Source organism: Nesterenkonia flava, from assembly GCF_031432335.1.
Lineage (GTDB): Bacteria > Actinomycetota > Actinomycetes > Actinomycetales > Micrococcaceae > Nesterenkonia > Nesterenkonia flava.
This window is the reverse complement of the sequence record NZ_JAVKGT010000011.1, coordinates 59,985-84,684: the sequence shown is the minus strand read 5'-3', so window position 1 is coordinate 84,684 and position 24,700 is coordinate 59,985. Positions and strand designations below refer to the sequence as shown.

Sequence of the window (24,700 nt, the reverse complement as noted above, 5' to 3'; positions counted from 1 at the left end):
TATCGGAGGTCTCCGCTCACGTCACGGACTGTTCACAACGTGTCGAGGAACTACAACTAGTCCCCTCCGGCAGGCCGGCCGCAGACTCACTGAGGGATCAGCGGCCGGCCTGTTTGATCGCTCTCCGGATCCGCTTGGCGCTCACCGTCTGAGCGGTGCCCAGTGCTTGAGCGAAGAGATTGACCCGCAGCTCCTCGATCATCCACTTCACCGCAGTCAGCTCGCCGGGCACGGGAAGCTGCTCGGGCACGGCGTCGACGGCGGCGTCGAACTCATCCTCCAACTCCTGGACCTGCTGCATATCGGTGGTGTCCTTCGGCAGTGACTGCCCTGCCTCGAGACGGTCAAGACGCACCAGCATGGCCTTGAGGTACCGCGGCATGTGCTGCAGCTGGGCATAGCCGGTGCTCGTGATGAACCCCGTGTAGACCAGGTGGTCGATCTGGGCCTGCATGTCCGACACCGCGGGTTTCAGCGCAGCTGAGCGGCTGGACTGCAGGCGGGCTCGGACTTCCGTGTTGAGCGTGAGGATTTGGGCCAGAGTATCCGTGAGCTTCAGCACGGTTTCGATCAGCTCGGCGCGCGCATGCCGGGCAGCAGTCTCGAAGGCTGCGGCGGTGAACGGCAGTTGCTCAGGCACCAGGTGGTCCAGGGATGCCGTCGTCGCCTCGGCCACAATGGCCTCCACCTCGCCGAACTGCCCGAAGGCCAGCCGCTCTCGATTGCTGAGGTGATCCACCACGTACCGCTGCGGTGAGGGCAGCACGGCTCGCAGCAGCGCGACGACGCCGGCACGGTGGGTTCGTCGCTGCTCCGCCTCCGACTGGGCCACCGTCAGCCGCACCCCCGAATCATCCGCGGTGAGCGCGGGATAGCCAATGACTTCTCGCCCGGCGACCTGGCGACTGATAGTGGCGGGGATGTCCCCGAAGCTCCAGCGAGTCTGATTTCGCACGGCTGTGTCCACTTCCGCGCCTCCGCGGTGGTGCTCGTTCTTCCCGGCCGGCGCCGCGGGCGAGTCGGAGGAGCTCCCCTTCGCCGGGACAGTGCCCGGACGGGGCGTTTCGGACCCGGCACCGGTGACCGAACGCCCGATGGCCTCTCGGTTCTCCCGGGAGAACCGGACCTGCAGCTCGACGAGGTCGAAGCTGGTGTCGAGGATGCGACCGCGCTCGGACACCACGGCAAAACTGAACCGCAGGTGATCCGGCAGGGCCCCGAAGTCGAACACCTCCGGCTCCACGATCACACCTTTGAGGCGTCGCAGCACCTGGGCCAGGGCAGGCCGGAACGGTGAGACGCCGGCGTCGTAGTCTGCTTCCAGCTGCTCGCGCGCCTGGGCCGCCACATCCGGGGCCGGCACAAAGTTCTTGCGCAGCTGCTTGGGCATGGAGCGAATGAGTGCTGTGAGCATCTCGGTGCGTCGCCCCGGGATGAACCATTCGAACCGGTGGGGCTGGAGCTGATTGAGGAACAGCACCGGCACCCGGACCGTCACGCCGGCCTCGTAGGCGTAAGTGAGGTCCAGAGCCAAGCCGTCGTGGTCGAACGCCTCGGGGAAGGCGTCCAGATCCACCTGCTCGGCGGCGGGCGCCATAAGGGTGGACTCGGGCAGGTCCAGCAGCTCCGGGGTGTCATGACGCTGCTTCTTCCACCAAGCGTCGAATGCGCGCTGGGAGGTGATGCTTGCCGGCAGGCGCTCGTCGAAGAAGGCCATCAATTGCGAGTCGGAGGCCAGCAGGTCCTGGCGGCGGGTGCGTTCCTGAAGCTCCTCGACCTCCGCAAAGCGCTGGCGATTGCGCTTGTCGAAGTGGTGGCGGGTGTTCCAGTCTCCCTCGATGAGGGCACGGCGGATGAACTCCTCGCGCGCATGAGCAGGATCCACTCGACCGAAAAGAATCTGCCGATCGGCCACGATCGGCACCCCGAAGAGGGTCAGACGTTCGGTGGCAACGACCGCGCCCTTCTTGGAGCTCCACGTCGGCTCCGAGTAGGTGCGTTTGAGGAGGTGTCCGCCCAGCTCTTCGGCCCATGCCGGGTCGATCGCAGCCGCGGTGCGGGCCCACAGCCGCGAGGTCTCCACGAGCTCCGCTGCCATGACGAGGTCGTGGTTCTTCTTGAACAGCCCTGAGCCGGGGAAGATCGCGAAGCGGGCGCCGCGGGCGCCCTGATAATCGCGCGTACGGGGTGTGTAGAGGCCGATGTGGCTGAGCAGCCCGGCCAGCAGCGACTGATGGACGGCGTCGTGCTTGGCCACGGGCTCCGTGGCGTGATGGGGCTTGATGCGGCCCTGGGCCAACTTGGCCTGCTGGGCGAGCTCGCCGAGCTGGGTCACCAGGTCCTGCCATTCACGGATACGCAGCCAATTCAGATGCTCGCGCCTGCAGAGCTTACGGAACTGACTGGAGGACAGCTCGCGCTGCTGCTCCTGGATATAACCCCACAGATTCAGCATCGCGGAGAAATCCGAACGGTCGTCGGCGAAACGGCGGTGCAGCGCGTCTGCCTCATCACGGACGTCGGTGGGACGCTCACGCACGTCCTGGATCGACATCCCCGCGACGAGCACGGTGACCTCTGTGAGGCATTCGCGCCGGGCCGCCTCCACCATCATCCGCCCCAGACGGGGATCCACCGGCAGCTGCGCCAGGGACCTGCCGATGGTGGTGACGCGGGCGGTGCGTCCCCGGGCCTCCAGGGCGCCGAGCTCGGTGAGCAGCCGCACCGCATCAGTGACGGCCTTCGCCTCGGGCTTCTCGACGAACGGAAATTCCAGCAGGTCCTCGGGAGACTTCGTGATGCCCATGGACGACATCTGCAGCAGCACGCTGGCCAAGGAGGTACGCAGGATCTCCGGGTCGGTGAACTCCGGCCGGGAGGAGAAGTCTTCTTCGCTGTAGAGGCGGATGCAGATGCCGTCGGAGGTGCGCCCGCAGCGTCCGGCGCGCTGATTGGCGCTGGCCTGGCTGATGGGTTCAATCGGCAGGCGCTGGACCTTGGTGCGTGTCGAGTACCGGGAGATGCGGGCGGTGCCGGTGTCGATCACATACTTGATGCCCGGGACGGTCAGCGAGGTTTCGGCGACGTTGGTCGCCAGGACGATCCGTCGCCGTCCCCCGGGGGTGAAGACTCGTTTCTGCTCCTGCAGGGAGAGCCGGCCGAAGAGCGGCAGCACCTCCGAGTGCGCGAGTCTGCGGTGGCGTTTGACGGTCTCAGTGAGCGCCTCAGCGGCGTCCCGAATCTCCCGCTCCCCGGGGAAGAAGATCAGAATGTCGCCGTCTGGCTCTTCCGCCAGTTCCAGCACGGCGTCGGATACGGCGTCCAGGAGGTCCCGCTCCTCGGGATCCTCACCTTCGGGGTCGGTCTCGAGGTCCTGGACCGGGCGGTAGCGGATCTCTACGGGGTAGGTGCGCCCGGAGACTTCGATGATGGGCGCCGGCGTCTCGGTGTCGGCGCCGAAGTGCTCGGCAAAGCGCTCCGGATCGATCGTCGCGGAGGTGACCACAACCTTCAGATCGGGCCGCTTGGGCAGGATGCGCTTGAGGTAGCCGAGGATGACATCGATGTTCAGGCTGCGTTCGTGGGCTTCATCGATCACGATGGCCGAGTACTTCTTCAGCAGCGGATCGCGCTGGATCTCGGCCAGCAGGATGCCATCGGTCATGAGCTTCACCGCGGTGTCCTTGCCCACCTCCGCGGTGAACCTGACCTGGTAGCCCACAGTCTCGCCGATCTGGGTGTCCAGTTCCTCGGCCAGGCGTTCCGCCACGGTGCGGGCCGCCAGCCGTCGGGGTTGTGTGTGGCCGATCAGGCCCTGCTCGGCCAGCCCCATCTCCAGCAGCATTTTGGGCAGCTGTGTGGTCTTGCCGGATCCCGTCTCACCCGCGACGACGACCACCTGGTGCTCGCGCAGGGCCTGCAGGATAGTCTCCCGCTCCCCCGTCACAGGCAGATGCTCGGGGTAGTTTAGGGTCTCGGGGGTGTACTCCCGCACGGTGCGCGTCTGGGTAGGCATATCGCCACGAGTCTATCGAGAGAGCCGATTTGGCGAATCCCCGAAGTCCGGGTTACAGTTGTTCTCGCTGTTTTCGACAGAAACACCACCGGAAACGGCACACAACAGAAGATGCGCGAGTGGCGGAATAGGTAGACGCGCTGGCTTCAGGTGCCAGTGCCTTCACGGGCGTGGGGGTTCAAGTCCCCCCTCGCGCACAGGGTAAGAGGCCCGGTCTGAACAGGATTTCTCCTGTTCAGACCGGGCCTCTTAGTTTCCAGGACAGGTTTGACCGTTCGGTGATGGAGTTTGACTTCATATTGGTCTCTGAGACTGCCGGGAAAGCGCAAAAATCCATCACCGAACGAGCGGCTCAGAGCGAGCCGCCCGCAGCTGATCGTGAGCGTGCCGGGGTGAGCTAGTCCTCTTCAGCGGGAACGTGCTCAGACTCCCCCATCAGCCGCAGCGCCACACGCAGCTTCTCCGCTGCCTCATCCATCCGCACCTCGTCGGGGTTGTCCATGGCCCGGGAGAAGTCGAAGTCTTCCATGGAGTTTGAGGGCCACACGTGAAGGTGCAGATGTGGCACCTCGTAGCCGGCCACAGCCAGGCCTGCGCGCTGGGACCCGAAAGCCTCCACCTGGGCCTTGCCGATCCGCTGGGCTACGCGGCTCAGATGAGCGAGGAGCTCAGGGTCGGCCTCGACCCACTGATCGATCTCCTGCCGCGGCACCACCAGCGTATGCCCGTAGGCGATCGGGGCGATGGAGAGGAACCCCACGCACTTCTCGTCCTCCCAGATGAACCTGCCCGGAAACTCGCCACTGATGACCTTGGTGAATACGGTGCTCATGGTGCCACTGTAGGACATCGAGGCCAGTGATCAGAAGGCTGTTAGGCTTGTTCGAGCATGAACGAGACCTCTTCGACTCCCCCGGTGCGCGGCCGGTCCACCCGGCAGAAGCGCGCAGTCTGGGCTGCCCTGAACTCCCTGGACGATTTCGTCTCCGCGCAGGACCTTCATCGCCTGCTCAGCGACCGCGGCGAGAAGGTCTCTTTGGCCACCGTTTACCGGGTCCTTCAGTCCCACCAGGAGGAGGGTCTGCTGGATGTCCTGCGACCCGACGACGGCGAAGCGATCTTCCGGCTGTGCGAGCGCGATGAGCACCATCACCACCTCGTATGCCGCTCCTGCGGGCTGACGGTGGAGTTTGAGGCCCCGGATGTGGAGTCCTGGGCGGAGGAGCTCGCCGCCAAGCACAACTTCAGCGAGGTTCGGCACACGCTGGAGATCTTCGGCACCTGCAACAACTGCGCAGCCGCCTCGTCCTAGCACTGTCGGGCGGGCACCAGCCCTGCTTTAGGCCGTTTCCGCCTCTCGCATGAGCGCCGCGACCTCTTTCTGCCGCTTCATATGCCTGCCGCGGCCGATGAACAGACACACCAGGTAGATCAGGAAGCTGATGGTGGTGATGTAGGGGCTGATGGGGATTGTCCCCATAATCGCGATCATGATGCCTGCCACCGCACTGAAGACGCCGAACGCCATGGACAGCAGCACCACCGTCAGCGGACGGTGGCTGACCTTCAGCGCCGCGGCCGCGGGCACCACCAGGAGAGAGAGCACCAGCAGCGCCCCCACCACCTGCACGCTCATGGCTACAGCCAGGCCCAGCAGCACCATGAAGACGATGGACAGCGTAGAGACCCGCACCCCTCGCGCAGCGGCCAGATCCGGATCGACGGAGGAGAACAGCAGCGGCCGCCAGATCAGCACCAGCACCACGGAGATCAGGACCGCGACGCTCACCAGCGTGCGGGTCTGGACATCGTCCACGCCCACGATCTGACCGGTCAGCAGCCCGAACTGGTTGGCGCTGCGGCCCTGGTACAGGGACAGGAACAGAATGCCCAGCCCCATTCCGAAGGGCATCAGGACAGCGGTCACGGCGCTGACTTCGCGGTCTTTGATGCTCAGGACGCCGATCAGCGCTGCCGCCGCGACTGCTCCGACGGCGGATCCCGCCACCACGTTGAAGCCCAGCAGCAGGAACAGTGCAGCACCGGCGAAGCTGATCTCAGCGATGCCGTGGACCACCAGGCCCGCCCGTCGCAGCGAGATGAACACCCCGATGATGCCGCCCATCAGGCCCAGCACGGCTGCGGTCAGCACGGAGTTCTGGACGAGCTGGAAGATCTCCCAGTACCCTTCCAGCGTGTAGGCGTCGCGGAACCGGCTGATCAGACCCAGCACTGCGGTTGTCGTCATCGTGCCATCTCCCCGACGCCGTACGGGAGCCCGTGTCCTGTGGAGGCATCGTGCTCATGCCCCGCCTCGATGTGGTCTCCCATCACCAGCAGCCGGCCCTTGTGACGAATCACCTCGACCGGAGAGTCGTAGAGCTCACTAAGGACCTCGGTGCGCATCACGTCCTCCACGCTGCCGATGCGGTACTGTCCGCGGGCAAAGTACAGCACCCGGTCCACGTGCTCGATCACCGGGTTGATCTCGTGGGTAACGAAGACCACCGCAGATCCGTGCTCGCTGGCCTGATCCTTGATCAGATCGGCGATGGCCCGCTGATGATGAAGGTCTAGAGAATGCAGGGGCTCATCGCACAGCAGCGCAGCGGGCGAACCAGCCAATGCTTGGGCGGCTCGCAGCCGCTGCTGCTCTCCCCCGGAGAGGACGCCGACGGGCTGGTCGGCGTAGCGGGAGGCGCCCACGCGTTCGAGCAGATCCTGGACCACCGCACGGGTGCGGGCAGAGCGGAAGGGAATGCCGAACCGGTGACCCTCGATGCCCAGGGCCACCAGGTCCCGAGCACGCAGCGGCGTCTCCGGTGGCAGCGCATGCTGCTGGGGGATGTAGCCCACGCGCGAGGATCCCCGGCTGACCGGGCGGCCCAGAATCTCCGCGCGGCCGGCGGTGAGCCGCTGCAGGCCCAGCAGAACCTTCAGAAAGGTGGATTTTCCGGCGCCGTTGGGGCCCAGCACGGCGATGAACTCGCCCTCGGAAATGTCCAGGTCCAGGTCTTTCCAGAGGGTGCGCGGCCCGAAGGAGACCTCCGCTGAGCGCAGACGAATGACAGGCTCAGGCATCGATCTCCGCCAGAGACTCCTCGAGCAGGTCGATATTAGCGCTCATCCAGTCGACGAAGCCCTCGGCATCGTCCGGAAGGGTCTCGGTGAATTCGACGACCACCACGTCATTGTCCTCCGCCTCGTGACGAATCCGCTGCGACTGCTGCGTCTCAGTCTGGGGGTTGTAGCTGAGGAGGTCGATCTCCTCGGTCAGCCCCAAGGCCTCATTGTAGAGACGCGGAGAGACGTCGTCACCGTGCTCAACGGCGGCGAGGAACTCCAGCGGTGTACGGTTCTCGAACCCGGCGTCATCGAGCAGGAATCCGGAGACCGCCTCCGTGGCGAAGTAGCTCATTCCCTCGGTCTCAAGCGCTCGGTTGCGCTCGGCCAGGGCACCGATCTCCTCGGCAAGCTCGGCGGCATTGGCCTCGTAGAACTCGGCGTTCTCCGGGGCGAGCTCACCCAGATGCGCAGCGAAGTCCAGGACGAACTCCTGCATACGCTGCAGGTCGTACCAGATGTGCTCGTTCTCGTAGGTGCCGTCGAACTCGTGGGAGTGCCAGTTCTCCCCGGGAATCAGCTGGTAGACGTCGTCGTCCTTGTCTGCTGAGGAGGCCAGCAGAGTGATGAAGGAGTCGTAGCCTCCGCCGTTAGCGATGATGACGTCGGCATCGCGCACCGCGAGCTGGTCTCGCGCATTGGCCTCATAGGAATGCGGATCCACCGCGGTGGAGTCCACGATCGGATGCGTCTCGACGGTGCCCTCGGCGATGCTGTCCACCAGGTCCGCGTAGACGTCAATGGAGGTCACCACGGTCAGATCGGTCTCCTGACCATCGCCAGCTGCCCCGGTGCCCTCCTCGCCCTCCGGAGCTCCTCCCCCGCAGGCAGTGAGCGCCAGCAGGGCTGCGGCGGCACCCGCCGCGGTCATGCGGCGCCGAAGCTTTGACGCCGCAGTGGCTGTCTGCTCCGCCGGAGTGGGGAATGCAGAGGAGGTCAGGGCATATGGCATGCCGGCAAGCTTAGCTTTGTTGCAAACTGTTCTCAAACTCAGTGGGCGGCCGCCCTCCAGTTCACCAGGCTTGGGTCAGCGGCTTGCCCTCTTCGTACCCTGCGGCGGACTGGACGCCCACTACGGCACGCTGGCGGAACTCCGCCAGGGTGCGCGCTCCGGCGTAGGTAAAGGAGGAGCGCACTCCTGCGATGATGCTGTCCACCAGATCCTCCACCGAGGGCTTGTCGGGATCCAGGTACATCTTCGAGGTCGAGATCCCCTCTTCGAAGAGCCCCTTGCGGGCTCGCACGAATGCGCCCTCCGAAGCTGTGCGGTGCAGCACCGCGCGGGAGGAGGCCATGCCGTAGCTCTCCTTGTAGCGCCGGCCGTCACCGGTGGTCAGCATGTCACCGGGGGACTCAAAGGTCCCGGCGAACCAAGAGCCGATCATCACCTGCGAAGCCCCCGCGGCCAGCGCCAGGGCCACATCGCGCGGGTAGCGGACTCCGCCGTCGGCCCAGACGTGGCCGCCCAGCTCGCGGGCGGCTGCGGCGCACTCGGCCACCGCGGAGAACTGCGGACGGCCCACGGCAGTCATCATGCGGGTGGTGCACATAGCTCCCGGGCCCACCCCCACCTTGACGATGTCGGCTCCGGCTTCGATGAGTTCGCGTGTTCCGGCAGCGGTCACCACGTTTCCGGCCACAACGGGGACTACGAGCCCGGTGGACTCCACCGCGGCGCGCACCGCGGACAGGGCCTGCAGCATCTTGGCCTGGTGTCCGTGGGCGGTGTCCACCACGACGACGTCGACCCCGGACTCCAACACTGCCGCCGCCTTAGCGGCTACGTCGCCGTTGACTCCGACTGCCGCGGCGACCTTGAGCCGACCCGCGGCATCGACGTTGGGGCGGTAGAGGGTTGAGCGCAGCGCCCCCTTGGCCGTGAGCACACCGACCAGGCGTCCGTCAGCTCCCGTGACGGGCGCGTAGGTCGCGGCGGCGGCATCCATGGACTCATAGGCTTCCTCGAGCGCGGAGTCCAGCCCGGCCTCATCCGGCGAGGCGGAGGATTTCAAGTAGGCGCCGTCGTCGTCGATCCCCAGCTCCTCGGTTGTGAACTGCAGCTGCGGCATACGCATGACCGAACCGACCGAGGCGAAGCGATCCACGCCCTCGGCGTCTTCCGCCGCCACGACTCCCGCGAGCCGGCGCTCCTCATCGATGACGCAGACGTGTTCGTGGCTGCGCTTGTCCAGCAGATGCAGCACATCCAGAACAGTGTCCGACGGCGTGACCTTCAGGGGGGTCTCCAGCACGGCATGCCGGGACTTCACCCACGCAGTCACCTCGCGGATGATCTCCACCGGGACATCCTGGGGCAGCACCCCCAGTCCGCCCCGCCGGGCCATGGTCTCAACCATCCGGCGGCCGGTCACCGCCGTCATATTCGCCGAGACCAGCGGGGTGGTGGAACCGGTGCCGTCCTCACAGGAGAGGTCAACCTCCATGCGTGAGGACGCATCGGAGCGCGAGGGGACAAGGAAAACGTCCGAATAGGTCAGCTCGTGACCGGGCTCATTGAGGAAACGCACACTTGACACGATACCGGTCACGCTGGAACCCGGGCACCCATTGTCACTATGCTGGACCGAAGGTGACAAAGAAGCCACACCGACTCACATATGGAAGAGGCGTATTCACAGTGCCAGAACTCACGTCCAGCCGTCTTGCGGAGGAATTTCCCGGGAACGAATGGTTGGTCGCCGACATATATGACAAGTACAAGGAAGATCCGGACTCCGTAGACCGGAAGTGGGCGGACATCTTCCGGAAGCTCGAGTCGGACTCCCCCAATGGCGCGGCAGGCAGCAACGGCGCCTCTGCCGAGAGCTCCAAGGGTGCACAGAAGAGCGCGCAGAAGAGCAACGGCACTGCTCAGGCATCGAAGCCCGCCCAGCAGGAGTCCGCACCGTCCGCCGGCAACCAGAAGGATCCTCAGGCCGAGACCACGCCGGCCACCGCCAAGCCTGCTGAACCCGAGGCCGCGCAGAAGCCCCGCGGCGAGAAGCCCGTGGCGCCGAAGAAGCCGGTGACTCGCAAGTCCGCTGACGCCGGCACGGCAATCCCCTCCGAGCCGTCCAAGCCGGACGCCCCCGAGGACAAGACCAGCCAGAAGGAGGACGAGGTCACTCCCCTGCGCGGCATCTCCAAGGCGATCGCCGCGAACATGGACGCCTCCCTGGAGGTTCCCACCGCAACCACCGTGCGCGCCGTGCCCGCCAAGCTGCTCATCGACAACCGTACGGTGATCAACAACCACCTCAAGCGCACCCGCGGCGGCAAGGTCTCCTTCACCCACCTCATCGGCTACGCGATGATCAAGGCGCTGCGCGCCCACCCCTCCATGAACGTCACCTATGACGTCAAGGACGGCAAGCCGGTCATGATCACCCCGGCGCACGTGAACTTCGGTCTGGCCATTGACATGCCGCGTCCCGACGGCACCCGCGCACTGGTCGTGCCGAACATCAAGGGCGCCGAGGAGATGAACTTCACCGAGTGGTGGGGCGCTTACGACGACGTCGTCAAGCGCGCCCGCGACAACAAGCTCACTCCTGCCGACTACGCCGGCACCACCGTCTCGCTGACCAACCCCGGCGGCATCGGCACCGTCCACTCCGTGCCGCGCCTGTCCAAGGGCCAGGCCGTCATCGTGGGTGTCGGAGCGCTGGAGTACCCCGCCGAGTTCCAGGGTGCCTCCGAGAAGACGCTGAACAACCTGGCGGTCTCCAAGGTCATCACCCTGACCTCCACTTACGACCACCGGGTGATCCAGGGCGCAGGCTCCGGCGAGTTCCTCAAGACCATCCACGAGCTGCTGCTCGGCAAGGACGGTTTCTACGAAGAGATCTTCGAGGCTCTGCGGATCCCTTACCAGCCCATTCACTGGTCTGCGGACATTCAGGTCAATCCTGAGGAGCAGATCAACAAGGTCGCCCGTATCCAGCAGCTGATCCACGCCTACCGCGTGCGTGGTCACCTGATGGCCTCGGTGGACCCGCTGGAGTACCGCATGCGGTCCCACCCGGACCTGGACATCGCCACCCACGGGCTGACCCTGTGGGACCTGGACCGCGAATGGCCCACCGGAGGCTTCGGCGGCAAGCAGTCTCTGCCGCTGCGCAACATCCTGGGCGTGCTGCGAGATACCTACTGCCGCAACACCGGCATCGAGTACATGCACCTGCAGTCCCCCGAGGAGCGGGAGTGGTTCCAGAACGAGATCGAGCACCCCTACTCCAAGCCCACCCGTGACGAGCAGTTCCGCATCCTGGGCCGCCTGAACGCTGCAGAGGCCTTCGAGACCTTCCTGCAGACCAAGTTCGTGGGTCAGAAGCGCTTCTCTCTGGAGGGCGGCGAGTCCCTGATCCCGCTGCTGGACACCATCCTCTCCGAAGCCGCCGATGAGGGTCTGGCCGAGGTCGCAATCGGCATGGCCCACCGCGGACGCCTCAACGTGCTCACCAACATCGCCGGCAAGACCTACGCTCAGGTCTTCCGCGAGTTCGAGGGCCGCGAGGCCGGCACGGGCTCCGGCGACGTGAAGTACCACCTGGGCACCCGGGGCGCCTTCACCTCCGACAAGGGCAACTCCACCAACGTCTACCTCGCGGCGAACCCCTCCCACCTGGAGGCGGTCAACCCCGTGCTGGAGGGCGTGGTCCGCGCGATGCAGGACCGCATCGACGCCGGCAACGACAGCCTGAACTCCTTCTCGGTGATGCCGCTGCTGATCCACGGTGACGCAGCCTTCGCCGGCCAGGGCGTGGTGGCGGAGACCCTGAACATGTCCCAGCTGCGCGGCTACCGCACCGGCGGCACCGTGCACGTGGTCGTCAACAACCAGGTCGGCTTCACCACTGCTCCCTCCTCGGCACGGTCGATGACCTACTCGACCGATATGGCCAAGGCCATCCAGGCCCCGGTCTTCCACGTCAACGCCGATGATCCGGAGTCAGTGGCCCGTGTGGGCCGCCTGGCCTTCCAGTACCGCCAGCGGTTCAACAAGGACGTCGTCATCGACCTGGTCTGCTACCGCCGCCGCGGTCACAACGAGGGCGACGACCCGTCGATGACCCAGCCGAAGATGTACAACCTGGTGGAGGCCAAGCGCACCACGCGCCGTCTCTACACCGAGGCGCTGGTCGGACGCGGCGACATCACCCAGGAAGAGGCGGATCAGGCGCTGCAGGACTACCGCCAGCGTCTGGAGCGGGTCTTCACCGAGACTCACGCGGCCCAGACCCAGCCGGTCTCCACCGTGGAGGCTTCGGGCGGTGCCGGCTCTTCGGAGCTTGCCCCCACCGCTTCGGCCGACGAGGACGAGACCCCGGCACGCTCCGCGGACGACACCGCCATTTCCGAGGACGCACTGGCCCACATCGGCGAGGTGCACACCAACATCCCCGAGGGCTTCACGCCTCACCCGAAGCTGAAGTCCCTGCTGGAGAAGCGCGCCAAGATGGCCCGCGAAGGTGGCATCGACTGGGGCTTCGCCGAGATCGCAGCCTTCGGCTCCCTGCTGATGGAGGGCACCGAGGTGCGCATGTCCGGCCAGGACTCCCGCCGCGGCACCTTCGTGCAGCGCCACGCGGTCTTCCACGACCGCGTCAACGGCGACGAGTGGTACCCCCTGAAGAACCTGACTGAGGATCAGGCCCGGTTCTTCATCTACGACTCGCTGCTCTCCGAGTACGCCGCACTGGGCTTCGAGTACGGCTACTCCGTGGAGAACCCCAATGCACTGGTGCTGTGGGAGGCCCAGTTCGGTGACTTCGTCAACGGTGCACAGATCATCATTGACGAGTTCATCTCCTCGGCCGAGCAGAAGTGGGGTCAGCGCTCCTCGGTGGTCATGCTGCTGCCGCACGGCTACGAGGGCCAGGGCCCGGACCACTCCTCCGGACGTCCGGAGCGGTTCCTGCAGCTGTGTGCTGAGGAGAACATGACCGTGGTCATGCCTTCCAACGGCGCCAACTACTTCCACCTGCTGCGCCGCCAGGCGGTGGCTCGCCCCCGGAAGCCTCTGATCGTCTTCTCCCCGAAGCAGCTGCTGCGCCTGAAGGCTGCTGCCAACAAGGTCGAGGACTTCACCCAGGGCACCTTCCAGGAGGTCATCCCGGATGCGGCTGCAGACCCGAAGAAGGTCAAGCGTGTGCTGATCGTCTCCGGCCGCCTGTACTACGACCTGCTGGCGACCCGGTCCAAGAACGACGACGACACGACCGCCATCATCCGCCTGGAGCAGCTCTACCCGCTCCCGGTGGAGACGCTGAAGGCGGAACTGGCCAAGTACCCCGACGCGGAGTTCATCTACGCTCAGGACGAACCCGCCAACCAGGGTCCGTGGCCGTTCCTGGGGCTGAACCTGGTCCCGCAGCTGGAGCAGAACCTGCAGCTGGTGGCCCGTCCACCGTCGGCGGCCACGTCGGTTGGTCAGGCCAAGCGTCACGCCAAGGAGCTGGAGACTCTGCTCGCAGAGGCCTTCCCGCACCTGGATCTGTAAGCGCCTATGGAGGATCACGAGGACATCCGACGTATTCGTCTCGCCGCAGTCGGCGACGAGCTGCTCACCGGTGTGGGCGATGCTCGCGCGCTGGGATGGCTGGGGCGAGTGCTGTCCAAGACCCCGCTGGAGGGCATCGAGCTGCAGCCCTATGTGCTCGCTGCCCCCGGCGAGGGTGTGGAGGCGCTCTCCCAGCGCTGGCAGACCGAAGCGTCGGCACGGTTCAGCCCGGAGACAGAGAACCGCCTGGTCGTTGCGCTCAACGACACCGACGTGGTGCGCTCGACGTCTTCGGCCCGGGCCCGGCTGAATCTGGCCAACATCCTCGACCGAGCCTCCCAGGAACGGATCCGGTGCTTTGTGCTGGGCCCTATCCCCACCCTGGACGCAGAGCGGAACCGGCAGATCGCCGAGCTGAACCGGGCCTATCAGGATGTGGCCACGCGCCGGTCACACCCCTACGTCGACGCCTTCACTCCTCTGGTCAATCACGAGCAGTGGCGAGGGGATCTGGCGGCGAACGAGGGGCGACCCGGACAGGCCGGCTACGGGCTGATTAGTTGGCTGGTGCTGCACCGTGGCTGGTACGAGTGGCTGGATGTGCCGGCCCCGAGCACGGGCGGCTGAGTCTTCTAGTACACTTGGGCAGGTTGTCAACTACGTGAGGAGGTCTGCCATGAGCAAGCGCGGACGCAAGCGTAAGGACCGCCGCAAGAACAAGGCCAATCACGGCAAGCGGCCAAACTCCTGAGCTTCATATGAGAAGAACCCCCGGCAGATTCTCTGCCGGGGGTTCTTCTCATAGTGGAGGGCATGGCGGCCTATTCGTGGCCGGCCTCCACACGGATCTGACTGATGCGCTCAATGATGGTGACTTTCAGGGTCTCCGGGGCGCGCTCGGCACAGGAGCGCTTCACCGCACTGCGGATCAGGCACTCCAGGTCGTAGTCCGAGGCGCATTCGGGACAGTCGCTCAGGTGCTGCTGCACTTCAGCGATGTCCCGGCGGGACAGCGCCCCGTCGAGGTACTCATAGATTCTTTCCAGGCGGGCTGCGGCCTCAGCCTCGGTGTCGCAGTCTTTGCAGTTCTCCGTGCTCATTTCTTAGCCTCCCCACGGTTGAAGCCCCTTTCACGGGCATAGTCCGCCAGCAGCTGGCGCAACAGCTTGCGCCCCCGGTGCAGACGGGACATCACCGTGCCGATGGGAATGTTGAGGATCTCCGCGATCTCCTTGTACGCAAAGCCCTCCACGTCAGAGAAGTACACCGCCAGGCGGAACTCCTCCGGGATCTGCTGCAGGGCGTTCTTCACATCGGAGTCGGGAAGGTGGTCCAGCGCCTCGGACTCGGCCGAACGCAGCCCGGAACTGGTGTGCTCCGCGGCCTGCGCCATCTGCCAGTCCTCCACCGTGTCGGTGTTGGCCTGCTGGGGCTGGCGCTGCTTCTTGCGATAGATGTTGATGTAGGTGTTGGTCAGGATCCGATACAGCCAGGCCTTGAGATTGGTTCCGGGCTTGTACTGGTGGAAAGCGGAGTACGCCTTGGTATAGGCCTCCTGCACCAGATCTTCGGCGTCCTGCGGGTTCCGGGTCATACGCATGGCCGCGGAGTACAGCTGGTCCACGTACTGCAGGGCCTCGCGTTCGAACCGGGCGCGGCGGGCGGGCTCGGTCTCGGTGTCGAGGTCGATCTCATCGGCCACCGCGGCGGCTGTCTTACCTGAGCGCTCAGTCATCAGGTATGAGTCTACGCCCAGGTGAGGTGCCGTCGTCGGGACGGCGGTCATCTCCGGTCTCGTCAGCGTGGCGGTGGCTGTCATATGGAAGACAACGACGACGGCGCCTGTCACATTCCTGAGGTCTTTGGGTAGATTGGTCCGTGGAAGCAGCTACACCAACGCACGGCTTCACGTTCAGCCGGCCTTCAAGGAGGGTTTCATGTCACTGATCCGCAAAGTCGCCCGGCCGCTGCTCGGCGCAAGCTTCATCGCCGGAGGCATCGACCGGCTGCGCAACTCTGAGGAGGCCACGGAGAACCTCGAGCCGACGCTGCAGGAGATTGTCTCCTACGTGCCGCAGGCCGAAGTCCTGACCTCCAACTCCAAGCTCGCCACTCAGGTGCTCGGGGGCGTAGAGGTCGCCGCAGGCGCCGCCCTGGCCCTGGGGAAGTTCCCGCGTGCTGCAGCCCTGCTGCTGTGTGGAGTGCACAAGCTCAACAGCTACGCGGAGTACCGTTCCGCTGAGCTGGAGACTCCCGAGGACGTGGCTGCTCAGCGCAAGACGCTGCTGAAGAACGTCTCCATCCTGGGCGGCCTCGGCATCGCCATGGTGGACCTCGCCGGCAAGCCCTCTCTGGCCTGGCGTGCTGACCACCTGGCTAAGCAGTCCAAGAAGAAGGGTGCCAAGTTCGGCGATAAGACCCTGAAGTGGGCGGAGGACCTGGGCGACGACGCCACCAAGACCCTCCGCGGCTTCGAAAGGGACGCCAAGAAGAGCTTCAAGCAGGCCGAAAAGCAGGCCAAGAAGGCTGTGGCTCAGGCCAGCAAGGAAGCCCAGAAGGCAAAGGACAAGGTCGCCTGAACACCGCAGCACATCCAGCACCGGTGCCCTCGCCATGGCCTGCGCCTACGGCAGGGGCACCCGTCTGTGGTCAGGTGAGCGTGCCGGCCTCAAAATCCCTCACTAATCGCTACCTGCTACTGGCGGCGCTGGCTGCCGGACCCAGCGTGGTGGTCAACCCCCTGGAGTCGCGCGACTCCCGCCTGATGCTCGCCGCTTTGGAGACGCTGGGCGCCCGTGTGGAGCGCATCGCCGACTGGCAGGGCAGCGGTGAACCGGCCGTACGGGTGACGCCGCTGCGCCTCGAGGCCGTGACCGACCCAGCTGCCGCTGATCCCGCGACGGGCGGCCCGGCGCCGCAGATCGACTGCGGACTGGCAGGCACCGTCATGCGCTTCTTGCCCGCCGTCGCCGCGCTGACCGGCCGCGTGGTGCATTTCGACGGCGATCCTGAGGCCCGTGTGCGCCCCATGGGAGCCGTGCTGGAGGGCCTGGCGGCTCTGGGCGTGACCATCACCGGGGAGGGCGCTCCCGGGCCTGGAAACGCAGGGTACCTGCCCTTCACCGTGGAGTCCCCTGGGGGGATCGACGGTGGGGAGATCACCATAGATGCCTCCGGTTCCTCGCAGTTCGTCTCCGGACTGCTTCTGGCCGCGCCCCGCTTCCGCAGGGGACTCACGCTGCGCCACGCCGGATCCTCCGTGCCGTCCCTGGAGCACGTGGAGATGACCCTGACCGTCCTCTCCGAGCTCGGGCTCACAGTCTCCAGTCCTGAGCCCTACACCTGGCGTGTGGAGCCAGGGCCCATCGAGGCCTTCACTGTGCGTGTGGAGCCTGACCTCTCCAACGCCGGTCCTTTCCTCTGTGCCGCCGCGGTGACCGGCGGCGAGGTGACTATGCGCGGCTGGCCCAAGCACTCCACCCAGATCGGGCGGCGCTGGACCCAGATCCTGCCGGAGTTCGGCGCCGAGGTCACCACCGCGGAGGAGCCCGGTGGTGAGACCGTGACTCTGACGGTGCGCGGACCCAAGCATCTGGTCTCCCCCGGCACAGTCGACGGCACCGCCGAGCTGACCCCGACGGTCGCAGCATTGGCGGCCTTGTGCGAGGGCGAGACCACGTTCACCTCGGTCCAGCATCTGCGCGGACACGAGACCGATCGCCTCGCGGCCCTCGTGGCTGAGATCCGTCGTCTGGGCGGTGAGGCCGAAGAGACTGAGGACGGCTTCCGGGTCTTCTCCCCGATCACCCACGGCGGGCTGGTCCGCAGCTACGCCGACCACCGCATGGCCACCTTCGGAGCCGTGCTGGGTCTGGTGATGGACGACGTCGAGGTCGAGGACATCGGATGCACCTCTAAGACCATGCCCGAGTTCCCTGAGCTGTGGCGGGATCTTGTGGAGAGCTCTCAGTGAGCCGCTGGGAGAACTGGGACGAGTCTCGGGTCAGGGTACGGCCCAACAAGAAGGGCTCGCGTCCACGCACCAAGGACACTCCGGATTACGAGAATGCGGAACTGGCCCGCGTGGTCCAGGTGGACCGCGGGCGCTACACAGTCTCGATGCTCGAGGACGCACGGGTGGTCACCGCGATGCGGGCTAAAGCACTGCGCCGCAGCCCGGTGGTGCCCGGTGACGTCGTCGCCCTGGTCGGTGATACCAGCGGCGCCGAGGGAACCCTGGCGCGCCTGGTGCGCATCGAGGAGCGCAAGTCTCTGCTGCGCCGCTCCGCTGACGACACCGACGACGCCGAGCGGGTCATCGTGGCTAACGCCGACCAGCTGCTGATTGTGGTTGCCGCCGCAGACCCGGAACCGCGCACGGGGTTCATTGACCGGGCCCTGGTTGCCGCCTATGACGCCGGGATCTCCCCCATCCTCCTGATCACGAAGGCGGACCTCGTGGAGGATCCCCGTGATCCCGCCGGGCTGATCAGCCACTACTCCGAACTCGAGCTGACTTGCGTGATCTCCTCCCGCAGTGAGGACAGCACACTCTCCGCACAGGCGGTCGCGCAGCTGCGGCAGCTTCTGGCGGGCAAGGTCACCGTGCTCATCGGGCACTCCGGAGTGGGCAAGTCCACTATGGTCAATGCGCTCACCGGTGCCGATCGTGCCACCGGCGGCGTCAACGCCGTGACCGGTCGCGGGCGGCACACCTCCTCTTCCGCCGTCGCCCTGAACCTGGCCAGCGCAGACATCGCTTCGGACGCAGTGCCACTGGATGAGGAGACGGCCCGGAGCTCCTGGGTCATCGACACTCCCGGCGTGCGCACCTTTGGGCTGGCCCATGTCGAGGCAGATGACGTGCTGGCAGCATTTGAGGACCTCGTGGAGGGTTCGGCGGACTGCGAACCAGGGTGTGCCCACGAGTCACCAGCCGGGGGCTGCGCGCTTGACGCCTGGGTCGCCGAAGGTCGTGCCGGGGAGCATGGCCCGGCCCGTCTGGCCTCACTCCGGGGGCTCCTGGCCTCGCTGGCCGGGGCCGAGGAGGGCCCCGAGGAGAAGACGCTCGGCGCTTGAGCATCCGGGGTCCGCAGCAGACCGAGGCCTGGTGCACCGTCTGTGTCTGACGACATCTGTGGCCGCGACCGGCCCCACATGCGCTCAAACAGCGACGGCGTCCGTAAAGTAGGCAGTATGAGCCTTCACTCCAGCCCGTACACCGAAGACCTCCGCCTGGCGCATATGATCGCCGACTCGGTGGACTCCCAGACCATGGGGTTCTTCAACTCGATGGACTTCGAGGTGGAGACCAAGCCGGATCTGACCCCGGTGACGGTTGCCGACCGTCAGGCGGAGGAACTCATCCGCGGTCAGCTGGGGCGCGCTCGGGGACGCGATGCGATCTACGGGGAAGAGTTCGGCTCCTCGGGATCGGGACCGCGACGGTGGATCATCGACCCCATCGACGGCACCAAGAACTTCATCCGCGGGGTGCCCGCATGGGCCACGCTCATCGCGCTGGTGGACCACGGTGAACCCGTGGTGGGCCTAGTCTCCGCTCCGGCCCTGGGACGCCGCTGGTGGGCGGCCAAGGACGGCGGCGCTTACACCGGCAAGTCGCTCTCCTCGGCGAAGAAGCTGAGCGTCTCCAAGGTCTCCAAGCTCGAGGACGCCTACTTCTCCTACTCCTCGCTGTACGGCTGGAAGGAGATCGGCAGGCACCGCAACTTCATGGACTTCACCGAGACCGTCTGGCGCACCCGAGCCTTCGGCGACTTCTGGTCCTACTGCCTGGTCGCAGAAGGCGTGGTGGACGTGGCCGCTGAGCCCGAGCTGAACCTGCATGACATGGCCGCGCTGGTGCCCATTGTGCAGGAGGCAGGGGGCCGGTTCAGCTCTCTGGACGGAGACCCGGGCTGCAGCGGACCCAACGGCATTGCCACCAATGGACTGCTGCACGACGCCGCCCTGGCTGCGCTCTCCCCGGACAACCCCAGCCCGGTCTAGGCCGCGCGCGCAGGCCGTCTCCGAGCCGCGCCACATCCAGCACAGCGGCGAACACAGCGAAAGGCGCCGCCCCAAGGGGCGACGCCTTTCGCTGTCAAAGTGGAGCCGGCGGGAATTGAACCCGCGTCCGATCTGGATTCACGTGGACTTCTCCGTGTGCAGTCTGCTCACAGTGTTGCTCGGCCCCAGGTGTCACGCAGACAAGCACCTGACAGGCCCAGTCGCAAAGAATCTCGTCAGCTGCCCCTGCGACGAAGGCAGCTGACCAGTGGCTATCTAGCTGATGCCAGACACTGAGTCGATAGCAAACTCAGGCTGACAGACTCGCGTCGCTGATCAGGCAGCGAGGGCGAAGTCAGTGCGCTTAGATTCGGCACTTATTGGGTTGCCAAGGGGTATTTACGTGGTCACTTGACGTCCACGACACGCTTCCCCACGATCAACTCAGATCGTCGAAACCGATCGGCCCCGTATTGATTTATCAATCATCACCGCTGCAGAAACTCGCCTGAGCGGGTCATTCAGAGTAACTCAACCACGTTCAGGCCTGCAACATTCCCCCAGGTGTGGGCCTTACAGCCAGGCCAGCCAGATGCCACAGGCCCCGGCGGCCAGACCGCAGACGGCGTGAACCAGCCACAGTCCCACGGCGTGGAGCCGGGATCCCTCAATCCACAGCTGCGCAGCACGCAGCGACACGGTGGCAAAGGTGCTCAGGGCGCCGATGAGCCCGAGGGCCAGCACGGCGGTCGCGGGTTCAGACAGCAGCCCTGGCCCCGTCCCATTGAGCTGCAGGGACAATGCACCGTAGAGCCAGCCCAGCAGCAGAGAGCCCAGCGTGTTGGCCACGAGCAGCCCCGCGGGTAGGTAGCGGTCCAGCAGCAGCCGTGCCACCGCGCCCAGAGCACCTCCTAGGGCAACACCGCCGATGATTCCGGCCGAGACAGCAGCGCTCATGTGCGGCCCTCGGTTTCGTCGTCACAGTCCATGGCGTAGCAGCCAAAGAGCGCCCGGCCCACCGTCAAGCCTCCGGCGGCCGCAGCCGTGGAGAAGAGGATGGAGATCACCAGATAGGAGAACATCTCGAAGGCTCCGGCCGGGTGCATCGTCACCGCGCTGAGCTCGGCGAACCCGCCACCCGGCACAGAGGGCAGTACGGCCAACATGACCGCGGAGAAGGTTGTGAAAGAGCCCAGGAAACCGGTGCCCAGCACCGGAAGCGCCCAGCCGGGTGCGCGTTTCCAGGCGAAGAGGATGCCGGCCAGCAGACCCATCAGCGCCGATCCCAGCACGTTGACGAGGAAGGTGGTCCAGGGGAAGCGCATGCCGTATTCAGGGATCAGCTCTCCCAGGCCCACGCGGGCCAGTGCACCGGCCGCCCCTGCGAGCGCCACCCAGGCGATGAGCGCACCCAAGCGGGGCGTTCGCTGCACGGGAGTGCGCATCAGCTCTTCGGCGGCGCGTTCTTCGGTAGTGGGCACGGTTCCAGGGTAGACGGGTTCAGGCGGAGAGCTGCTCAAGCGGCGGTGCTGACACGCACGGCGTGGGCCACATCGTGGGGGAACGGGATTCGCCGGTCCTCCCCCAGCGGCGTGATGATGACATCACCGTCGGAGGAGGAGACGACCTGCACGCGCGCCCCAATGGGCAGCTCGCCCTCGGTCAGGGCTCGCAGGGCCTCCGGGACGCCGTCGTCGACCTGCTCCAGGCGGACGTCGGCCAGCTGGGGCACGCGGCACAGCAGGGTGGTCTCGGGGTAGTGCATGGTGAGGTCCTTGGCCGGAATCGGGTCTCCGTGCGGATCCACCGTGGGGTGGCCCAGCCTCTCATCCAGCCGATCAACGAACATCTCCGAGACGGAGTGCTCCAGGCGTTCAGCCTCATCGTGGACTTCATCCCAGGAGTACCCCAGCTCGCGAACCAGCCAGGTTTCGATCAGTCGGTGGCGGCGGACCATTGCCAGTGCCAGACGCCGCCCCTCCTCCGTGAGCCGGATCGGGGCATAAGGCCGGTGGTCCACTAACCCCAGGTCTGCCATCTTGCGAATCATCAGCGTCACCGAAGGGTTGGAGACCCCCAGCGTCTTGGCGATGGCGCTGGCAGTGACATCCGCCCCCTCCCATTCGGCCAGACCGTAGATGGTCTTGGCGTAGTCCTCCACAGACGTCGTGGCAGTCGCTGTGGCGGTGGACTTGCCCTGGGCGGAGGTGCGCGGCATGGCTCTATTCTATGCGGGCCCCGGCGGGTCTAGACCGAAACAGGGTGTGAGGAGGCACGACGACGACGCAGCAGTCGCGGGACCACTCCCCGGTGCGGTCCGCCCAGATAGGCCAGGGCGAACAGAGCGGAGGCGGAGAGCACGATGGCCCCACCGGTGGAGACGTCCAGCCACCAGCTGGCATAGACCCCCAGCACCGCGGCGAGCCCGCCGACCAGCGCCGAGACGGTGAGCATGAGACCGAAGGTCCGGGCCACCAGGAATCCGGCGGCGCCGGGAATGATCAGCATCGCCACCACGAGGATCACTCCGAGCGTCTGCAGGGCCGTCACGGTGGTGATGGCCAGCAGCACCAGCAGCACCGCGCTGAGCACCCCCACCGGCAGTCCTATGGTGTGGGCGTGGGTCCGGTCGAAGGCCAGCAGCGTGAAGTCACGTCGCTTGACCAGCAGCACCGTGGCTGTCACGGCAGCCAGTACGGCGATCTGCACCAGCGTACTGAGGGAGGTCCCGAGTACGTTGCCGAAGAGAATGTGCTGCAGGTGGGTCTGGCTCGGGGTCCTGGAGATGAGCACCAGGCCCAGCGCAAAGAGGGTGGTGAAGACCACCCCGAGGGTCGTGTCGCGTTTGAGCACGGTGGACCTGTTGAGACCGCCGATGATCAGCACCGCCAGCAGCCCGAAGATGAGCGCACCGAGCGCCATCGGGGCGCCAAAAATGTAGGCGAGCACCACACCCGGCAGCACCGAGTGCGCAATAGCCTCCCCCATCAGCGACCATCCCATCAGCACCAGCCATGCCGAGAGCAGCCCGCAGACGGTGGAGGCGATGACTGCTGCGGCCAGGGCGTGGACCATGAATCCGTACTCGAAGGGCGCAGTGATGATCTCGATCATGAGTTCCCCTCGTGGGCGGAGGCGGTGAAGACGCTGCCGAAGGCCTCGCTGAGCCGCTGCGGGGTCAGGACCTGGGGAGCCGGCCCCGAGGCGAGGATTCGCCGGTGCAGGAGGACGACGTCGTCGGCCATGTCGGCGACCCCCTCGAGGTGGTGGGTGGAGATCAGCACGGTGGTGCCCGAGGCCGCGAGCTCACGCAGCAGTCTGGTGATGAGCTCCTCACTGCCGCGGTCCACGCCCGCGAAGGGCTCATCGAGCAGCATCAGGGGCGCCCCCTGGGCAATGGCCCGCGCCGTGAAGGCGCGCTTGCGCTGGCCTCCTGAAAGCTCTCCAATGCTGCGGCGGCGGAAATCACTGAGTCCTACCCGCTCCAGTGCCTCATCCACCGCCTGCCGGTCGGCGGGTCGGGCGCGACGGGTGAGCCCCATCCCTCCGTACCGCCCGGTGAGCACCACCTGCTCCACGGTGATGGGGAAAGTCGCATCGATGTGTTCATGCTGAGGCACAAAGCTGACCAGGTTCCGGCGGCGAGCCCGTGCCGGCGCGGACCCGTAGAGCCTCACGGTGCCGCGGTGGGGCTTCAGCAGGCCAAGCAGCACGGAGAAGAGCGTGGACTTGCCGGAGCCGTTGGCCCCCAACAGGGCGGTCACCGCGCCGGGCCGGAGGCTGAGGCTGACGTCCTCCAGGGCGGTGACGCCGGGATAACCGGCCGTGACCGACTTGACGACGACGGCGTCGTCATCGGCGTGCAGGTGCCGACTGGGATGCGTGCTCACCTAGCCCCTTTCCGCGCCGTCGAGGATGAGGTCGATGTTGTAGGTGAGCATATCTTCAAAGCTTGAGACCGGCCCCTCGCCCTCGGAGAGGGAATCCACATACAGCGGGTCACCCAGCTGGGCTCCCGTAGCTTCTGCCACGCGCTGCTGCGCCGAGTCGTTGACCGTGGACTCGCAGAAGACGGTGGGCACCTCGTGATCGCTGACGTACCTGATCTGAGCCTCGACCTGTGCCGGAGTGCCCTCGTCCTCGGCGTTGAGCGGCCAGAGATAGTGCTCACCGAAGCCGTAGTCCTCGGCCAGGTAGCTGAAGGCACCCTCACAGGTGACCAGGTGGGTCTCGCCTTCCAGCTGGTCCACGCGCTCCCTGGTCTGCTGGTCCAGGGCGCGGATCCGCTCTCTGTAGTTCTCGGCATTGGCAGCGAACGCCTCCGCGTCCTGCGGAGAGAGGTCAGCCAGTGCGGCCTCAATGTTGTCAATGTAGGTCAGAGCGGCCGTGGGCGACATCCAGGCATGGGGGTTCACTGGCATCTCGGCGCCGGTGTCATCAGGATGGCCGGGCAGGCGCGTAACCGGAAGGGTGTCGACGCCGTCGGTCACCGTCACACTGGGGGCCTCGGACTGGCTGATGAACTGCTCGAACCACTCTTCCAGGCCTAAGCCGTTCTCGATGACCAGATCAGCTTCCACCGCGTGCCGGATATCGCCCGGGGTGGGGTCATACTCATGGACTTCAGCACCTGCCGGGGTGATCGAATGCACCTCGACGCGATCTCCGCCGACCTCCGCCACCATGTCTTGAAGCACGGTAAAGGTAGTGAGGACCACGGGCTTGTCGTTCTCCCGGGGCTCCGATCCGCAGCCGGTCAGCACAAGAGCGGCGGAGGCGAGGGCGGAGGCGAGGGCGGCTGCGGACAGCTTCGTCGGTGTCTCGAAGCGGGATTTAGGCATGCCGAAACCATAGTTTAGGAGTCCCTAAACCGCAACCGGCTCCGCTCGGCAGACTCGCATGCAAGATCCAGCTTCTGTCGACCTGACCTGGAGTATTGGCTGCCTAGGGTGGGATGCGTACGGTCACAACGTCACGACAAGAGGTGATTGGAAGACCCAGAACATGGGCTCCACAAGCGCGTCGGGTAATACGGAGCCCGGCCAGCGGGC

Annotated in this window: 22 protein-coding genes, 1 tRNA gene and 1 other RNA gene; 9 read left to right on the top strand and 15 right to left on the bottom strand. The window is 66.0% G+C overall.

Going from position 1 to position 24,700, the window contains the following annotated elements:
- Positions 1 to 97 precede the first annotated feature (97 nt).
- On the bottom strand, positions 98 to 4,015 hold the full coding sequence (hrpA, locus tag RH857_RS05930) for an ATP-dependent RNA helicase HrpA (RefSeq protein ID WP_310537052.1): 3,918 nt from the start codon (positions 4,013 to 4,015) through the stop codon (positions 98 to 100).
- A gap of 113 nt (positions 4,016 to 4,128) precedes the next feature.
- Between hrpA and RH857_RS05925 the strand changes: the two genes are divergently transcribed.
- Positions 4,129 to 4,212 (top strand) — tRNA-Leu (locus tag RH857_RS05925).
- A 200-nt stretch (positions 4,213 to 4,412) separates the two neighbouring features.
- Here the strand turns inward: RH857_RS05925 and RH857_RS05920 are convergent.
- Positions 4,413 to 4,847, bottom strand: a complete 435-nt coding sequence (locus RH857_RS05920) for an HIT family protein (RefSeq protein ID WP_310537051.1) — start codon at positions 4,845 to 4,847, stop codon at positions 4,413 to 4,415.
- Positions 4,848 to 4,904: 57 nt separating this feature from the next.
- Here RH857_RS05920 and RH857_RS05915 point away from each other — a divergent pair, with 57 nt between their 5' ends.
- Positions 4,905 to 5,327 carry a Fur family transcriptional regulator gene (locus RH857_RS05915; RefSeq protein ID WP_310537050.1) on the top strand — a complete coding sequence of 141 codons (423 nt, stop codon included), beginning with the start codon at positions 4,905 to 4,907 and terminating at the stop codon, positions 5,325 to 5,327.
- A gap of 27 nt (positions 5,328 to 5,354) precedes the next feature.
- Here RH857_RS05915 and RH857_RS05910 read toward each other — a convergent pair whose 3' ends face one another.
- From RH857_RS05910 to guaB1, 4 genes are all read right to left on the bottom strand, one after another.
- On the bottom strand, positions 5,355 to 6,263 hold the full coding sequence (locus RH857_RS05910; RefSeq protein WP_310537049.1) for a metal ABC transporter permease: 909 nt from the start codon (positions 6,261 to 6,263) through the stop codon (positions 5,355 to 5,357).
- On the bottom strand, positions 6,260 to 7,096 hold the full coding sequence (locus tag RH857_RS05905) for a metal ABC transporter ATP-binding protein (RefSeq protein WP_310537048.1): 837 nt from the start codon (positions 7,094 to 7,096) through the stop codon (positions 6,260 to 6,262). Before RH857_RS05905 ends, RH857_RS05910 begins: the two co-directional genes overlap by 4 nt.
- Positions 7,089 to 8,090 (bottom strand): metal ABC transporter solute-binding protein, Zn/Mn family, encoded by a 1,002-nt coding sequence (locus RH857_RS05900; protein WP_310537047.1) that lies wholly within the window; start codon positions 8,088 to 8,090, stop codon positions 7,089 to 7,091. Before RH857_RS05900 ends, RH857_RS05905 begins: the two co-directional genes overlap by 8 nt.
- A 61-nt stretch (positions 8,091 to 8,151) precedes the next feature.
- Positions 8,152 to 9,666 (bottom strand): GMP reductase, encoded by a 1,515-nt coding sequence (gene guaB1 / locus RH857_RS05895; RefSeq protein ID WP_310537046.1) that lies wholly within the window; start codon positions 9,664 to 9,666, stop codon positions 8,152 to 8,154.
- Positions 9,667 to 9,776: 110 nt separating this feature from the next.
- On the opposite strand from guaB1, the gene RH857_RS05890 reads away from it, so the two are divergent.
- Genes RH857_RS05890 through RH857_RS13660 form a run of 3 tightly spaced genes read left to right on the top strand, consistent with a single transcriptional unit; the run spans position 9,777 to position 14,391 of the window.
- Entirely contained in the window at positions 9,777 to 13,640 is a 3,864-nt protein-coding gene (locus RH857_RS05890; protein ID WP_310537045.1) for a multifunctional oxoglutarate decarboxylase/oxoglutarate dehydrogenase thiamine pyrophosphate-binding subunit/dihydrolipoyllysine-residue succinyltransferase subunit, read from the top strand.
- Between the two features lie 6 nt (positions 13,641 to 13,646).
- Positions 13,647 to 14,267, top strand: a complete 621-nt coding sequence (locus tag RH857_RS05885; RefSeq protein WP_310537044.1) for a GDSL-type esterase/lipase family protein — start codon at positions 13,647 to 13,649, stop codon at positions 14,265 to 14,267.
- A 49-nt stretch (positions 14,268 to 14,316) separates the two neighbouring features.
- Positions 14,317 to 14,391, top strand: coding sequence for a 50S ribosomal protein bL37 (locus RH857_RS13660; protein WP_014300525.1), 75 nt, complete (start codon positions 14,317 to 14,319; stop codon positions 14,389 to 14,391).
- A gap of 70 nt (positions 14,392 to 14,461) precedes the next feature.
- Here the strand turns inward: RH857_RS13660 and rsrA are convergent, their stop codons facing one another.
- Both rsrA and RH857_RS05875 read right to left on the bottom strand, forming a co-directional pair.
- Entirely contained in the window at positions 14,462 to 14,740 is a 279-nt protein-coding gene (gene rsrA / locus RH857_RS05880) for a mycothiol system anti-sigma-R factor (protein WP_310537043.1), read from the bottom strand.
- Positions 14,737 to 15,375: a sigma-70 family RNA polymerase sigma factor gene (locus tag RH857_RS05875; protein ID WP_310537042.1), complete on the bottom strand. Its 639-nt coding sequence runs from the start codon at positions 15,373 to 15,375 to the stop codon at positions 14,737 to 14,739. Before RH857_RS05875 ends, rsrA begins: the two co-directional genes overlap by 4 nt.
- A gap of 202 nt (positions 15,376 to 15,577) precedes the next feature.
- On the opposite strand from RH857_RS05875, the gene RH857_RS05870 reads away from it, so the two are divergent.
- The 4 genes from RH857_RS05870 to RH857_RS05855 all read left to right on the top strand — a co-directional run bounded on the left by RH857_RS05870 (position 15,578) and on the right by RH857_RS05855 (position 19,649).
- Positions 15,578 to 16,219, top strand: coding sequence for a DoxX family membrane protein (locus RH857_RS05870; protein ID WP_310537041.1), 642 nt, complete (start codon positions 15,578 to 15,580; stop codon positions 16,217 to 16,219).
- Positions 16,220 to 16,242: 23 nt separating this feature from the next.
- Positions 16,243 to 17,613 (top strand): 3-phosphoshikimate 1-carboxyvinyltransferase, encoded by a 1,371-nt coding sequence (aroA, locus tag RH857_RS05865; RefSeq protein WP_310537040.1) that lies wholly within the window; start codon positions 16,243 to 16,245, stop codon positions 17,611 to 17,613.
- Positions 17,610 to 18,719: a ribosome small subunit-dependent GTPase A gene (gene rsgA, locus RH857_RS05860; protein WP_310537039.1), complete on the top strand. Its 1,110-nt coding sequence runs from the start codon at positions 17,610 to 17,612 to the stop codon at positions 18,717 to 18,719. The genes aroA and rsgA overlap by 4 nt, the downstream gene beginning before the upstream one ends.
- A gap of 117 nt (positions 18,720 to 18,836) precedes the next feature.
- Positions 18,837 to 19,649, top strand: a complete 813-nt coding sequence (locus tag RH857_RS05855; protein WP_310537038.1) for an inositol monophosphatase family protein — start codon at positions 18,837 to 18,839, stop codon at positions 19,647 to 19,649.
- Positions 19,650 to 19,746: 97 nt separating this feature from the next.
- Here the strand turns inward: RH857_RS05855 and ssrA are convergent.
- The 7 genes from ssrA to RH857_RS05820 form a co-directional block, all read right to left on the bottom strand.
- Positions 19,747 to 20,119: a transfer-messenger RNA gene (gene ssrA / locus RH857_RS05850) on the bottom strand.
- 103 nt (positions 20,120 to 20,222) lie between these two features.
- On the bottom strand, positions 20,223 to 20,606 hold the full coding sequence (locus tag RH857_RS05845) for a CrcB family protein (protein WP_310537037.1): 384 nt from the start codon (positions 20,604 to 20,606) through the stop codon (positions 20,223 to 20,225).
- Positions 20,603 to 21,130 (bottom strand): fluoride efflux transporter FluC, encoded by a 528-nt coding sequence (locus RH857_RS05840; protein ID WP_310537036.1) that lies wholly within the window; start codon positions 21,128 to 21,130, stop codon positions 20,603 to 20,605. Before RH857_RS05840 ends, RH857_RS05845 begins: the two co-directional genes overlap by 4 nt.
- Positions 21,131 to 21,165: 35 nt before the next feature.
- Positions 21,166 to 21,867 carry a metal-dependent transcriptional regulator gene (locus RH857_RS05835; protein ID WP_310537035.1) on the bottom strand — a complete coding sequence of 234 codons (702 nt, stop codon included), beginning with the start codon at positions 21,865 to 21,867 and terminating at the stop codon, positions 21,166 to 21,168.
- Between the two features lie 29 nt (positions 21,868 to 21,896).
- Positions 21,897 to 22,763: a metal ABC transporter permease gene (locus RH857_RS05830; RefSeq protein WP_310537034.1), complete on the bottom strand. Its 867-nt coding sequence runs from the start codon at positions 22,761 to 22,763 to the stop codon at positions 21,897 to 21,899.
- Positions 22,760 to 23,539 carry a metal ABC transporter ATP-binding protein gene (locus tag RH857_RS05825; protein ID WP_310537033.1) on the bottom strand — a complete coding sequence of 260 codons (780 nt, stop codon included), beginning with the start codon at positions 23,537 to 23,539 and terminating at the stop codon, positions 22,760 to 22,762. The genes RH857_RS05830 and RH857_RS05825 overlap by 4 nt, the downstream gene beginning before the upstream one ends.
- Positions 23,540 to 24,490 carry a metal ABC transporter solute-binding protein, Zn/Mn family gene (locus RH857_RS05820; RefSeq protein ID WP_310537032.1) on the bottom strand — a complete coding sequence of 317 codons (951 nt, stop codon included), beginning with the start codon at positions 24,488 to 24,490 and terminating at the stop codon, positions 23,540 to 23,542.
- Positions 24,491 to 24,700 lie beyond the last annotated feature (210 nt).

Bases quoted from the DNA above. Each gene is read 5' to 3' on its own strand.
- hrpA (WP_310537052.1), bottom strand. From the start codon at position 4,015: ATGCCTACCCAGACGCGCACCGTGCGGGAGTACACCCCCGAGACCCTA.
- RH857_RS05920 (WP_310537051.1), bottom strand. From the start codon at position 4,847: ATGAGCACCGTATTCACCAAGGTCATCAGTGGCGAGTTTCCGGGCAGG.
- RH857_RS05915 (WP_310537050.1), top strand. From the start codon at position 4,905: ATGAACGAGACCTCTTCGACTCCCCCGGTGCGCGGCCGGTCCACCCGG.
- RH857_RS05910 (WP_310537049.1), bottom strand. From the start codon at position 6,263: ATGACGACAACCGCAGTGCTGGGTCTGATCAGCCGGTTCCGCGACGCC.
- RH857_RS05905 (WP_310537048.1), bottom strand. From the start codon at position 7,096: ATGCCTGAGCCTGTCATTCGTCTGCGCTCAGCGGAGGTCTCCTTCGGG.
- RH857_RS05900 (WP_310537047.1), bottom strand. From the start codon at position 8,090: ATGCCATATGCCCTGACCTCCTCTGCATTCCCCACTCCGGCGGAGCAG.
- RH857_RS05885 (WP_310537044.1), top strand. From the start codon at position 13,647: ATGGAGGATCACGAGGACATCCGACGTATTCGTCTCGCCGCAGTCGGC.
- rsrA (WP_310537043.1), bottom strand. From the start codon at position 14,740: ATGAGCACGGAGAACTGCAAAGACTGCGACACCGAGGCTGAGGCCGCA.
- RH857_RS05875 (WP_310537042.1), bottom strand. From the start codon at position 15,375: ATGACTGAGCGCTCAGGTAAGACAGCCGCCGCGGTGGCCGATGAGATC.
- RH857_RS05870 (WP_310537041.1), top strand. From the start codon at position 15,578: ATGTCACTGATCCGCAAAGTCGCCCGGCCGCTGCTCGGCGCAAGCTTC.
- RH857_RS05855 (WP_310537038.1), top strand. From the start codon at position 18,837: ATGAGCCTTCACTCCAGCCCGTACACCGAAGACCTCCGCCTGGCGCAT.
- RH857_RS05845 (WP_310537037.1), bottom strand. From the start codon at position 20,606: ATGAGCGCTGCTGTCTCGGCCGGAATCATCGGCGGTGTTGCCCTAGGA.
- RH857_RS05835 (WP_310537035.1), bottom strand. From the start codon at position 21,867: ATGCCGCGCACCTCCGCCCAGGGCAAGTCCACCGCCACAGCGACTGCC.
- RH857_RS05830 (WP_310537034.1), bottom strand. From the start codon at position 22,763: ATGATCGAGATCATCACTGCGCCCTTCGAGTACGGATTCATGGTCCAC.
- RH857_RS05820 (WP_310537032.1), bottom strand. From the start codon at position 24,490: ATGCCTAAATCCCGCTTCGAGACACCGACGAAGCTGTCCGCAGCCGCC.